Here is an 11,484-nt window from a genome sequence, read left to right as displayed (position 1 = left end):
GCATGCAGTGACCAAGCCCAAGGTCGTCTTCGATCCGTTCTCCGAGGAGTTCTTCAACAATCCGTTCGACATCTATCGACGGATGCGCGAGGACGCGCCGCTGTACTACGACGAAAAAGAGGACTTCTACGCGCTGACGCGCCACGAAGACGTGGCGGCCGCGTTCAAGGACTTCGAGACGTATTCCTCGGCGCGCGGCTGCGACCTGGCGATGGTGCGCAAAGGGATCGCCCCCGAGCAGAAGTCGATCATCTTCATGGACCCGCCGGAGCACCGCCACATGCGCAGCCTGCTCAACAAGGCGTTCACCCCGCGGGCCATTCAATCGCAGGTCGAAACGATCATCGAGGTGATCGAGAAATACCTGGGCGCCGCAGACCCCGACAATTTCGATGTCGTGCAGGACTTCTCCGGGCCGTTCCCGGTGGAAGTCATCACCCGGATGGCCGGTGTTCCAGAGGAATACCGTCAACAGGTGCGCCACTGGATCGACACCAGCCTGCATCACGAACCCGGGCAGATCGAGATCAGCGAAGCCGGGATGCAGGCGAACATCGATACCGCGATGTACTACTTCGGCCTGATCCAGGAGCGGCGCGCCGAACCGCAGGACGACATGATCAGCCGGCTGATCGCCGCCGAAATCCCCGGCGAGGACGGTAAGCCGCGCAAGCTCGACGACATCGAAATCACCGGCTTCGCCACCCTTTTGGGGGGCGCCGGCGCCGAGACCGTCACCAAGTTGCTCGGCAACGCGGCGGTGATCTTCGCCCATCATCCCGACCAGTGGCAGATGCTGCAGGACGACCGCAGCAAGATTCCGGGTGCGGTGGAAGAGCTGTTGCGCTACGAGGGGCCGGTGCAATACAACGTCCGCTACACCCTGAAGGAGGCGCACGTCAGCGGCGGCGTGATCCCGGCGGGCAAACCGGTGTTCCTCTGCGGTGCCGCCGCGAACCGCGATCCGGAGGCCTTCACCGAGGCCGATACGTTCGACATCCAGCGCGACCAGACCGAGGCGCAACACCTGGGTCTCGGATACGGGATTCACAGCTGCCTCGGCGCGGCGCTGGCGCGCCTGGAGAGCAGGCTCGCGCTGGAGCGGCTGCTGGACTTCATGCCGCGCTACGAGGTGGACTGGGCCGGGTGCAAGCGGGTGAACATGCAGAACGTCGCCGGCTGGAAGAATGTACCCGTCAAGATACTTCGGTAAGGGGAATCGCGATGACGAAGAAGATCGAAGTCGACTGGGGGCTTTGCGAAAGCAACGGCGTATGCATGGGCATCAATCCCGAGATCTTCCACCTCGGCGACGACGACATGCTGACCGTGCTGCAAGAGGAAGTCACCCCGGAGATCGAATCGGACGTGCGCGAGGCCGTCCGTCAATGCCCGCGGCAGGCGATCTCGATCGTGGAGGGCTAGCCGAATCCGGAAAGGATGACCGCGTTGCAGTCGGCCGCCGCTTGGCGTAGCCGCGCCGCCTTTTGGTAGGCCTCGGACTCGTACCAGGCCCGGGCCGCGTCCACCGATTCGAATTCCAGCACGACGGTCTGGTGGCCATGCCAGGTGCCCTCGATGACTGTGGGTGCGGTGTCCACCGCCAATATGTTGACCCCGACCATCGCCGCTCCCGCGGCCCGGCCGTAGGCCTTCATGCCCTCCGGATCCTTGATGGCCTCGGTCAGGATGACGTACCCTTTGGGCCCTTTAGCCACTCGAATCTCCCTGCGTCTCGCTGATCGCCTGCTCGGGGCAGCAGTCGATGGCCTCTCGGGTAGCGGCCTCGAATTCCGTTGGGACCTCGGATGTTATCGACTCCGCGTAACCGTCGTCGGTCAGGTTGAACACGTCGGGGCACAACGTGACGCACACGCCGTGACCGCGACAGCGTTGGTCGTCGACCGAAACTTTCATGCGGGCGTGAACTCCAGGTGCAGTTCGGTCAGGCCGCGCAAGATGTACGTCGGAACATATTGGTAGCGGCGGTCATTCGCCGGGCCGTGCACGCTCTCGTCGATCCTGATGTCGGATGTCCGGTCGAGCAGTCGCTCGATCGCCACCCGGGTCTCGGCCCGCGCCAGCGGCGCGCCGGGGCAGCTGTGGATCCCCCGCCCGAACGAGATGTGCTGGCGGGCGTTTTTGCGGGCGGGATCGAATGTGGTCGGGTCCTCGAACCGGCGCGGATCGCGGTTGGCGGCCGCCTGCACGATCATCACGGTGGTGCCCGCCGGTAAATCGACGCCGCCGACGTTGACGGGCACCCGGTTCAACCGGAAGTCGCCCTTGACCGGGCTTTCGTGGCGAAGCGACTCTTCGATGAAGTTGGGGATCAGGCTGCGGTCCCTGCGCAGCTGCGCCTGGATGTCGGGGCGCTCCCCGATTGTCTGCAGCGCGGCGCCGAGCAGCCGCACGGTGGTCTCCTGGCCCGCCGAGAAGACGTTGCTGGCGACACGGGCGACGTCTTCGACGTCGGGAATCGAGCCGTCGGGGAAGGTGGCGGTGGCGAGGCCGGTCAGCACGTCGTCGCGGGGCTCGCGACGGCGGTCGCGGACATAGTCGGAGAACAGGCCGTAGAGGAATTCCAGGGGACTGTGCGCCAGCGATTCCTTACCGGTGCCCCCGACGCCGCCACCCGCATGCTCGGCGATGCCCTTGACGAACTTGTCCCGGTCCTCCATCGGCACGCCGAGCAGGTCGGCGATCACCAGCAGCGTGAACGGGCCGGCGAAGCCCTTGATCCAGTCGCCGCGGCCTGGCGCCAGGAAATCGTCGAGCGCCTGGTCGGCGAGCGCCCACATGGCGTCCTCGTTCTCCTTGAGGCGCTTCGGGGTGATCAGCCGCATCAGCAGCGAGCGGTGGTTGGTGTGGGTCGGTGGATCCAGCGTGGGCAACTGGTCGCTGAACGGCAGCTCGTCGCGGTGCTGCTCGATCAGCTCGGTGATGTCGCTGTCTCCCAACCCCTCGAGGCTGACCGGAAACCCGGGAAACGGTCCGGTCACCGAGATGCACGAGGACCACGTCGCGGCGTCGTTGAGCACCGCGCAGGCCTCGTCCCACCCGGTCACCATGGTTACGCCGTGGTGGGATTCCCGCGTCACCGGGCACTGCTGCCGCAACGCTTCGTAGTAGGGGTACGGGTCCGCGATGAGCTCTTTGCCGCGGAAGAAATCCATCTTGGTGAAGTCGTTCACCGTGTCGCTCCGTTCGAATCTCAGCAGTGAGAATGAGCCTCTCAGAGATGAGTATTACATTTCCATACGGTCCAGTCGTCGTCAAACGACGGCTGCCGAGTTTGGAAGCGGCGACTAGCCGGCGGGAACCAGGTCGGCGGCCACCGAGGGCCAGGCCAGCAGCCCGCTGCGGAACGTTTCGAGGTAACCGATCGGCCCATGCGCGACCCCGTCGCCCGTCCCGGCCGCAGCCAGGGCTTGGCCCTTGAAGATCTTCGCCGCCATGCTCAGCCGGTGCTGCACAAGGCCGACGCTGTCGTCCAGCTCGGCCGGCCAGCTCTCGCCCCACAGCGTGACCTCGGTGGCGCCGTGGTCGAGGGCATGCAGCACGCCCTGGCGCACGCGCGAGTCGCATCCGAACAGGTCCGCCGCGGCCGCCAGCGCCTGGGGGTGTGGCCGCGTTTCCACCGTGGCCAGGGCGTCCTCGAGGTCGAGCGTCCGGGCGCCAATGATCTGAAGTGGCCGAACGTTGGGGCAATCGGCCAGGTCGGTCAGCAGGACGGTGACGTCCCATCCCGCCATCGAGCGGTCGAAGAGCCAGCCGCCGGCGAACTTGACCACGTCGGCGACGCTGCTGGCGACGACGTCGAGCCGGTACCTCATGTTTGCTCGCTCGTCGTCGGCGGCGCGAAGTCCCGCGCCAGCGCCTCCGCGTACTCCTTGAAGGCGTCTGTCAGCGGTATCGAAGGGTCGAGCAACCATATTGTTTCCATTCCGTGGACGAAGGCGAGAATCTCGATCGCCTTGACGGCGGGGTCTATGTCGGTGCGATATCGGCCGTCCGCCTGGCCGAGCCGGATGAGCTCGGCGACGATGTCGATCGCCTGCCGCTGCCGATCCAGCATGCGGTCGTGCAGCGGGGCGTCGGGGAGGATGTTTTCGACCAGCAACACAGTGAAGGTGCCCACCATCTCGGGCGCCCGATCGAAGCGATCGGCTACCCGGGCGATCTCGGCGAGCAGATCCCCGGCGCGGTCGGCGTGGGTGGCGTCGTCCTGATCGCGCGCGTCCAGCACGGCGTGCAGCAGCTGCTCCTTGGATTCGAAGTGGTGCAGTAGGCCTGCGGGGGTGACCCCGGCCTCGCCGGCGATCTGGGCGAGCGTGGTGTTGCGCCAGCCGTTGCGCAAGAGCAGGCGTTGCGCCACGTCGAGGATCCGCTGCTTGCGGTCCTCGCCCTTGGCGAGAAGCGTGTCGTATCGCCGCGCGACGGGCACCGGACTCCCTCTCGGCCAGCCGTTGTAACAACCTACTGAACACACAGTAGGTTGGTTTCCCGGCTGTGACAAGCGTCTCATCGGGGCCATTCTTTCGGCGAGTGTTACGAGACCAGCTCGACCAGGGTGGCGTTGGCCGTGCCGCCGCCTTCGCACATCGTCTGCAGGCCGTATCGGATGCCGTTATCACGCATGTGGTGGGCCATCCGCGTCATCAGCACCGCGCCGGACGCACCCAGCGGGTGCCCGAGTGCGATGGCGCCGCCCAGCGGATTCAGTCGACTGGGGTCCGCTCCCGTTTCCGCGAGCCAGGCGAGTGGGACCGGCGCGAACGCCTCGTTGACTTCGAAGACCCCCACGTCCGCCAGCGAGACGCCGGCCTTGGTCAGCACCTTCTCCGTCGCCGGGATGGGTCCGGTGAGCATGAGGACCGGGTCGGCCCCGGTGACGGCGCCGGCCCGGTAGCGCAACAGCGGCGTCAAACCCAGCTCGACGGCCATCTCCGCCGTGGTCACCAGCAGCGCCGCCGCCCCGTCGGAGATCTGCGAGGAATTGCCCGCATGGATGACGCCCTCGTCGACGAACGCGGGCTTGAGCCCCGCCAGTTTCTGGACGGTGGTGCCCCGGCGCACGCCCTCGTCGGCGACGACGGTCGCGTCATCGGTGAACACCGGAACGATCTGATCGGTAAAGGCCCCGCTGTCTTGGGCGGCGGCCGCCCGCTCGTGCGACTGGACCGAGTACTCGTCTAGCTGGCCGCGCGAAAATCCCCACTTCTTGGCGATCATCTCCGCCGACAGTCCCTGGTTGAACGAGAAATCGTCATAGCGCTCAAGGACTTTCGGGCCGTACGGCATCCCCGACGCGCGGGCCGCGCCCAGCGGAACGCGGCTCATCACCTCCACGCCACCGGCCACGACCACGTCCTGCTGACCCGACATCACCGCCTGCACGGCGAAATCGAGCGCCTGCTGACTGGAACCACACGCCCGGTTGACCGTCGTCCCGGGAATGGTTTCCGGCCAGCCGGCGGCCAGGACCGAGTAGCGCCCGATGTTGCTGGACTGGTCGCCGACCTGAGACACGCATCCCCAGACCACGTCGTCGACGATCTCCGGCCCCACGCCGGCGCGGCCCAGCAACTCGTTGAGGACCACCGCGGACAGGTCCGCCGGATGCATGCCGGACAACCCTCCGTTGCGCTTTCCTACCGCCGTCCGTACCGCCTCGACGATGACCGTCTCACGCATCTTGTTCTCCATCAGTTTTCGATAACGCCCACCGACCAGTAAACGACGGCTCGCGTCGTTCGGCGAAGGCGGCATACGCGTCCGCCGCGTCCGCCGTCGCGAAGTTGCCTATTTGTGCGCGCGCCTCGTTGGCCAGCGCGTCGCGCATCGTGCGATCGGCGCCCTCGTTCAGCAGGGCCTTCGTTTGTGCGAGCGCGAACGGCGGACCGGACGCGAGCCGGTCGGCGAGATCCCGGACGAAGGCGTCGATCTCGGTGGCGGACACCACCCAGGTGACCAGGTTGAGGGCCTGGGCCTCGGCCGCATCGATGGTCTCCGCGAGCAGCGCGAGACGCTTGGCCTGCTGCAGGCCAACGAGTTTCGGCAGCAGCCAGGAACCGCCCAGGTCGATGGAGAGGCCGCGCTTGGAAAAGATCTGGCAGAAGGTGGATTCCGGCGTCGCGACCACCAGATCGCAACCCAGCGCCAGATTCCATCCAGCCCCCACCGCGACGCCGGTCACTTGGGCGACGGTGGGAATCGAAAGCTCGTGCAAGGCCAGGGCCACGTCCGTCAGGCGCTGCAGTTTGTATTTCGGATGAACGTCGTCGGGCACCGAGATGTCGGCGCCCGAGCAGAAGCTGCCGCCGGCACCGTTGATAACCAACGCACGCACCCCGCGGTCGCGCCCGGCCTCGTCGAGGGCGTCCCGCAACGCGATCCATAGCGCGGGATTGATCGCGTTCTTGCGACGCGGACGGTTGAGGGTCAGAGTCCGCACGCCGCCACGGTCATCGACGAGCAGCGCGGGATCGTCGGGCGTGGTCAATAGCTCCTCGGCAATTTCAGTACGTTCGATCCCAGGAAATTCAAAATCATCTCCTGGCTGACCGGCGCGATTTTCATCAGCCGAGCCTCACGGAAGTAGCGCGTGATGTGGTACTCCTCCGCGTATCCCATGCCGCCGTGGGTCTGCAACGCCCGGTCGGCGGCGGTGAAGCCCGCGTCCGCGCACAAGTATTTGGCGGTATTGGCTTCTCGCCCACAGGGTTTGCCGTTATCGTAGAGCCAGGTCGCCTTGCGCAGCATCAGCTCGGCCGCGTCGAGGCGGGCCAGCGAATCGGCGAGCGGGAACTGCAGGCCCTGGTTCATGCCGATGGGCCGGCCGAAGACCTCACGCTCGTTGCCGTACTTCACCGCCTTGTCCAGCGCCACCCGTCCGATGCCGAGCGCCTCGGCGGCGATCAGCATCCGTTCGGGATTCAGGCCGTCCAGGATGTACTGGAAACCCTTGCCCTCCTCGCCGATTCGGTCCTCGACGGGCACTTCGAGATTGTCGATGAACAACTCGTTGGAGCTGACGGCGTTGCGGCCCATCTTGCGGATGGGGCGGATGTCGACCCGGCTGCGATCGAGATCGGTGATGAACAGCGTCATCCCGTCGGTCTTCTTGGCGACCTCGTCATAGCTCTGAGTCCGGGTCAGCAGCAGGATCTTGTCGGACTCCATCGCCTTCGAGATCCACACCTTGCGGCCGTTGACGATGTAGCGGTCACCGTCGCGCTTGGCGAAGGTGGTGATGCGCGAGGTGTCAAGCCCCGCACCGGGTTCGGTCACGCCGAAGCAGACGTGCACCTCGCCCGTCGCAACCTTGGGCAGTGTGCGGGCCTTGAGTTCGTCGGACCCGTGCACGACCACCGGTTGCATGCCGAAGATCGACAAGTGGATGGAGCTCGCCGCATTCATTGCGCCGCCGGATTTCGCCACCTCTTCGAGCAGGATGGTGGCTTCGGTGATCCCCAGACCGTGGCCGCCGTACTCGGTCGGAATCGTCATGCCGAGCCAGCCGCCGTCGGCTATGGCCCGGTAGAACTCGGTCGGAAACTCGTGCGCCTGGTCCTTATCCATCCAGTACTGGTCGTCGAACTTCCGGGCCAGCTCGGCGACCGACCGGCGGATCAGCTCCTGGTCATCGGTCAGCTCGAAATTCATTCCACCGCCGGGCACTTCTGGGTCTCCTTTTCATCGCGAGCAGACGCACAGTCGCACCATTACGGCCCAGACATAGCGATTTTGCGTCTGCTCGCGGGGACCGCGCCTGGCGCCTCAGTCGGTGTTGCCGGTGAGGGACTTCGCGTTGGCCGCAAATTCCGCGAAGGACGAGCCGCCCCGGGAATCCTTGTCGTGGCCCTTCGCCCTGATGGACACGTCGTGCCCCTCGGCGGCCTTGCGAAGTGCGCCGACCGTCGCCTGTTCGCGCGAAATGTGAGTGAACGGGTCGAACGAGTACCAACGCATGGCGTTCTCGTAGGCCATCTTGTTGATTTCGTCGTCGGGAACGTTGTTGAGAGACAACACGTCCCACAGTTCTTCGGGCGCGCCCGGCCACATCGAGTCGCTGTGCGGGTAGTCGGCCTCCCACGCGATGTTGTCGATGCCGATCATGTTGCGCAGGGCGACGCCCACCTTGTCGCTGATGAAGCAGGTCAGGAAGTGCTCGCGGAACACCTCGCTGGGCAGCTTGCCGCCGAAGTTTTGGTGGGTCCACGCGGAATGCATTTCGAACGTGCGGTCCGCCCGCTCCAGGAAGTAGGGGATCCACCCGGTGCCGCCCTCGGAGAGCGCGATCTTCAGGTCGGGGTACTCCTTGATCGGCCGCGACCACAACAGGTCCGCGGCGGCCTGCACGATGTTCATCGGCTGCAGCGTGATCATCACATCCATCGGCGCGTCGGGTGCCGTGATCGCGAGCCGGCCCGAGGATCCGATGTGCACGTTCATCACGGTGTTGGTGTCGCACAACGCCTTCCACAGCGGGTTCCAGTACTCATCGTGGAAGCTGGGGTAGCCCATCGCCGCCGGGTTTTCGGTGAAGGTCAGCGCGTGCACGCCTTTCTTCGACACCCGGCGCACCTCGGCGGCGCACGCCTCGGCATCCCAGATCACCGGGATGGCCATCGGGATGAACCGCGCGGGATACGCCCCACACCACTCATCGATGTGCCAGTCGTTGTACGCCTGGACCAGCGAGATAGAGAAGTCGTGATCCTCGGTGACGAACAGCCGCCCGGCGAAACCGGGAAAGGACGGGAAGCAGATCGAGGCGAGGATGCCGCCGGCGTTCATGTCCTTGATCCGCTCATCCACGTTGTAACAGCCCGGCCGGATCTCATCGAGCCCGGTTGGCTCGATGCCGTACTCCTCCTTGGGCCTGCCGGCGACCGCGTTCAGCGCCACGTTCGGGATCACCGTGTCGCGGAACTTCCACATGTCGGAGCCGTCGGGGTTGTGGACCAACCGGGGCGCGTCGTCGATGTACTTCTTCGCCAGGTGGTTCTTGAACATGTCCGGCGGCTCGACGGTGTGGTCGTCAACGCTGATCAGGATCATGTCTTCTTTGTTCATGGCCAGTCCTCTCCAAGTCTGATCCAGCTGAGCGATTCGGACGCGCCGCTCCCGCACAGCATCGGCGAATGATCGCCCGGCGCCAAGATCACTATTTTGAAAACTATCTTCTCGCGGAGCGAGAATCAACATCCAGGAACCCTCGCGGGGCCCGGCCAGCGCGGCCCGGCGGTCGGCATTGACCAACAGACCGAATCATGCAACTCTATTGGTTAGAAATGAGAATACGATTCTCCTGGATCGAGAGTTACCCGCGAGAACGCCGAGAGGAGACGCGCGCATGCGCCTGCCGCCGCTGCCCGCGGACCAGTGGGACGAGGCTGTCGAGCAGTCGCTTTCCGGCATGCTTCCCCCGGAACGGCGAAACCCCCGGGACGCCGGCACGCTCATGTCGACGCTGGCCCGCCACCCGAAGCTGGCCCGGGCGTATCTGCGGTTCGGCGGGTACCTGCTGCTCGATTCCTCCCTACCCGCGCGCATCCGCGAGCAAGCCATCCTGCGAGTCGCCCATCGATGCGACTGCGCCTACGAGTGGTCCCACCACGTGGACATCGCAAAGAAGGTCGGGCTGTCCGAAGCGGAGATCGCCGCCGCCAAGACCGGCGAGACGGACGACGAGTTCGATCGCGCCGTCTTCGCCGCCGTCGACGAACTCGACGAGAAGTCAAACGTCTCGGATCAGACGTGGACGACCCTGAGCGAGCGGCTCGACGAACGTCAGCGCATGGACTTCGTCTTCACCGTCGGCGGCTATATCGCGCTCGCGATGGCCATCAACACTTTTGGCGTCCAGCTCGAGAACGAGAAAGGTTAGAGCCTTGCCCCACTTCCCGAAACCAGCTGCCGGAAGCTGGACAGAAAACTACCCCGAGCTCGGCACCGCGCCGGTCGATTACACCGATTCCATCGATCCGGTGTTCTTCGAGGCCGAGCGTGACGCGATCTTCAAGAGGACCTGGCTCAACGTCGGCCGTGTGGAGCGGTTGCCGCGCACCGGCAGCTACTTCACCAGAGAGCTGCCCTCGGCGGGCAAGGGCACGTCGGTGATCATCACCAAGACCAAGGACGGATCCGTCAAGGCGTACCACAATGTCTGCCGGCACCGCGGAAACAAGCTGGTGTGGAACGACTTTCCGCACGAGGAGACCTCGGGCACGTGCCGGCAGTTCACCTGCAAGTACCACGCCTGGCGCTACAGCCTGGACGGCGACCTGACCTTCGTCCAACAGGAAGACGAGTTCTTCGGCCTCGACAAGAGCCAATACGGCCTGGCGCCCGTCCGGTGCGAGGTGTGGGAAGGCTTCATCTTCATCAACTTCGATGACAACGCCGCGCCGCTCACCGACTACCTCGGGCCGCTGGCCAAGAGCATCGAGGGCTACCCCTTCGGCGAGATGACCGAGACCTACTCGTACCGGGCCGAGGTCGGCAGCAACTGGAAGCTGTTCATCGACGCGTTCGTCGAGTTCTACCACGCGCCGATCCTGCACCAGGGGCAGTACACCAAGGAAGAAGCCGCCAAGATCCAGAAGTACGGCTACGAGGCGCTGCACTACGAGTTGGCCGGACCGCACAACCTGCAATCGACCTGGGGTGGTCAGGCGCCGCCGCCGGACATGTCGATGGTCAAGCCGATGGACCAGGTATTGCGCAGCGGTTTGTTCGGCCCCTGGGACAAGCCGGAGATCATCGAGAACCTCGAGCTGCCACCGGGTGTCAACGTGAAACGAGTGCCGCAGTGGGGCATCGACTCGTGGCTGTTCTACCCAAACTTCATGCTGCTGATCTGGGAGCCGGGCTGGTTTTTGACCTACCACTATTGGCCGACCGCCGTCGACAAGCACACCTTCGAGTGCACGTTGTATTTCGTCCCGCCGCGCAACGCGCGGGAACGCCTCGCCCAGGAGCTGGCCGCCGTAACCTTCAAGGAGTACGCGCTGCAGGACGCCAACACCCTGGAGGCGACCCAGACCATGATCGGCACCCGGGCCGTCAAAGAATTCCTGCTGTGCGACCAGGAGGTCCTGATCCGTCATCTGCACAAGACGACCGGCGACTTTGTAAAGGAGTACCAGCGCAATGGCGCTACCGTCTGAATTTGCCGACCTGGAGCCCTATTTGGACTGGGACCTGGCGACCGAGCCGGAACGCTACGCCAAGCGGCTGGCCTCGACGATGCCCGAGATGCAGGCGTTCTACGATGTCGCCTTCCCGCGCCTCAACGACGCCATCGCCTACTGCGACAAATTCCCGCTGGACGATCTGCCCGACGACGCAAAAAGTCTCATGCACATCATGCAGTCGCTCGTGATGGTGTCGTTTCCGATCGAGGCGTGGAAGCAGCCGCGAGTGCCCGACAGCGGCGCGGCCTGGGTGGAGTGCATCCGGGAACCGGTGATCTAA

At 65.0% G+C, this 11,484-nt stretch carries 14 protein-coding genes; 5 read left to right on the top strand and 9 right to left on the bottom strand.

The genetic code is table 11. The features are described from left to right. Positions 1-7 precede the first annotated feature (7 nt). Together AWB92_RS04530 and AWB92_RS04525 are read left to right on the top strand one after the other, a co-directional pair. Positions 8-1,213, top strand: coding sequence for a cytochrome P450 (locus tag AWB92_RS04530; RefSeq protein ID WP_085184242.1), 1,206 nt, complete (start codon positions 8-10; stop codon positions 1,211-1,213). 11 nt (positions 1,214-1,224) lie between these two features. Then, a complete protein-coding gene (locus tag AWB92_RS04525; protein WP_067153045.1) occupies positions 1,225-1,425 on the top strand; it encodes a ferredoxin in 201 nt (66 codons plus the stop codon). Here the strand turns inward: AWB92_RS04525 and AWB92_RS04520 are convergent. The 9 genes from AWB92_RS04520 to AWB92_RS04480 all read right to left on the bottom strand — a co-directional run bounded on the left by AWB92_RS04520 (position 1,422) and on the right by AWB92_RS04480 (position 9,081). Continuing rightward, positions 1,422-1,718: a DUF1330 domain-containing protein gene (locus tag AWB92_RS04520; protein ID WP_085184241.1), complete on the bottom strand. Its 297-nt coding sequence runs from the start codon at positions 1,716-1,718 to the stop codon at positions 1,422-1,424. The two genes, AWB92_RS04525 and AWB92_RS04520, sit on opposite strands and share 4 nt — an antisense overlap. After that, positions 1,711-1,917, bottom strand: coding sequence for a ferredoxin (locus AWB92_RS04515; RefSeq protein ID WP_068179000.1), 207 nt, complete (start codon positions 1,915-1,917; stop codon positions 1,711-1,713). The genes AWB92_RS04520 and AWB92_RS04515 overlap by 8 nt, the downstream gene beginning before the upstream one ends. Next, positions 1,914-3,176: a cytochrome P450 gene (locus AWB92_RS04510; RefSeq protein ID WP_085184357.1), complete on the bottom strand. Its 1,263-nt coding sequence runs from the start codon at positions 3,174-3,176 to the stop codon at positions 1,914-1,916. The genes AWB92_RS04515 and AWB92_RS04510 overlap by 4 nt, the downstream gene beginning before the upstream one ends. A gap of 132 nt (positions 3,177-3,308) precedes the next feature. Then, positions 3,309-3,836, bottom strand: coding sequence for a hypothetical protein (locus AWB92_RS04505; RefSeq protein WP_085184240.1), 528 nt, complete (start codon positions 3,834-3,836; stop codon positions 3,309-3,311). Continuing rightward, the gene (locus AWB92_RS04500) at positions 3,833-4,447 is read right to left on the bottom strand and encodes a TetR/AcrR family transcriptional regulator (protein ID WP_085184239.1); all 615 of its coding nucleotides are present in this window, start codon (positions 4,445-4,447) and stop codon (positions 3,833-3,835) included. The genes AWB92_RS04505 and AWB92_RS04500 overlap by 4 nt, the downstream gene beginning before the upstream one ends. Before the next feature lie 104 nt (positions 4,448-4,551). Beyond that, positions 4,552-5,697, bottom strand: a complete 1,146-nt coding sequence (locus AWB92_RS04495; protein ID WP_085184356.1) for a thiolase family protein — start codon at positions 5,695-5,697, stop codon at positions 4,552-4,554. Then, positions 5,690-6,505 carry an enoyl-CoA hydratase-related protein gene (locus AWB92_RS04490; RefSeq protein ID WP_085184238.1) on the bottom strand — a complete coding sequence of 272 codons (816 nt, stop codon included), beginning with the start codon at positions 6,503-6,505 and terminating at the stop codon, positions 5,690-5,692. Before AWB92_RS04490 ends, AWB92_RS04495 begins: the two co-directional genes overlap by 8 nt. Next, complete coding sequence (locus AWB92_RS04485; RefSeq protein ID WP_085184237.1) at positions 6,502-7,668, bottom strand: acyl-CoA dehydrogenase family protein; 1,167 nt, start codon at positions 7,666-7,668, stop codon at positions 6,502-6,504. The genes AWB92_RS04490 and AWB92_RS04485 overlap by 4 nt, the downstream gene beginning before the upstream one ends. 114 nt (positions 7,669-7,782) lie before the next feature. Continuing rightward, the gene (locus tag AWB92_RS04480) at positions 7,783-9,081 is read right to left on the bottom strand and encodes an amidohydrolase family protein (protein ID WP_085184236.1); all 1,299 of its coding nucleotides are present in this window, start codon (positions 9,079-9,081) and stop codon (positions 7,783-7,785) included. A gap of 280 nt (positions 9,082-9,361) precedes the next feature. Here AWB92_RS04480 and AWB92_RS04475 point away from each other — a divergent pair, with 280 nt between their 5' ends. The 3 genes from AWB92_RS04475 to AWB92_RS04465 are packed head-to-tail and all read left to right on the top strand — an operon-like array spanning position 9,362 to position 11,484. Continuing rightward, positions 9,362-9,895 carry a carboxymuconolactone decarboxylase family protein gene (locus AWB92_RS04475; RefSeq protein WP_085184235.1) on the top strand — a complete coding sequence of 178 codons (534 nt, stop codon included), beginning with the start codon at positions 9,362-9,364 and terminating at the stop codon, positions 9,893-9,895. 4 nt (positions 9,896-9,899) lie between these two features. Next, positions 9,900-11,177 carry an aromatic ring-hydroxylating dioxygenase subunit alpha gene (locus AWB92_RS04470; protein ID WP_085184234.1) on the top strand — a complete coding sequence of 426 codons (1,278 nt, stop codon included), beginning with the start codon at positions 9,900-9,902 and terminating at the stop codon, positions 11,175-11,177. Beyond that, a complete protein-coding gene (locus AWB92_RS04465) occupies positions 11,161-11,484 on the top strand; it encodes a hypothetical protein (protein WP_068128873.1) in 324 nt (107 codons plus the stop codon). The genes AWB92_RS04470 and AWB92_RS04465 overlap by 17 nt, the downstream gene beginning before the upstream one ends.

It is taken from the genome of Mycobacterium sp. IEC1808, assembly GCF_002101935.1.
Classification (GTDB): Bacteria; Actinomycetota; Actinomycetes; order Mycobacteriales; family Mycobacteriaceae; genus Mycobacterium.
The sequence above is the reverse complement of the archived record's forward strand: the minus strand, read 5'-3'. Positions and strand labels throughout refer to the sequence as shown.

What these genes read in the sequence shown, in the direction of transcription:
- AWB92_RS04475 (WP_085184235.1), top strand. Translation starts at nt 9,362, where the DNA reads ATGCGCCTGCCGCCGCTGCCCGCGGACCAGTGGGACGAGGCTGTCGAG.
- AWB92_RS04495 (WP_085184356.1), bottom strand. Translation starts at nt 5,697, where the DNA reads ATGCGTGAGACGGTCATCGTCGAGGCGGTACGGACGGCGGTAGGAAAG.
- AWB92_RS04515 (WP_068179000.1), bottom strand. Translation starts at nt 1,917, where the DNA reads ATGAAAGTTTCGGTCGACGACCAACGCTGTCGCGGTCACGGCGTGTGC.
- AWB92_RS04525 (WP_067153045.1), top strand. Translation starts at nt 1,225, where the DNA reads ATGACGAAGAAGATCGAAGTCGACTGGGGGCTTTGCGAAAGCAACGGC.
- AWB92_RS04510 (WP_085184357.1), bottom strand. Translation starts at nt 3,176, where the DNA reads ATGGATTTCTTCCGCGGCAAAGAGCTCATCGCGGACCCGTACCCCTAC.
- AWB92_RS04480 (WP_085184236.1), bottom strand. Translation starts at nt 9,081, where the DNA reads ATGAACAAAGAAGACATGATCCTGATCAGCGTTGACGACCACACCGTC.
- AWB92_RS04485 (WP_085184237.1), bottom strand. Translation starts at nt 7,668, where the DNA reads ATGAATTTCGAGCTGACCGATGACCAGGAGCTGATCCGCCGGTCGGTC.
- AWB92_RS04465 (WP_068128873.1), top strand. Translation starts at nt 11,161, where the DNA reads ATGGCGCTACCGTCTGAATTTGCCGACCTGGAGCCCTATTTGGACTGG.
- AWB92_RS04505 (WP_085184240.1), bottom strand. Translation starts at nt 3,836, where the DNA reads ATGAGGTACCGGCTCGACGTCGTCGCCAGCAGCGTCGCCGACGTGGTC.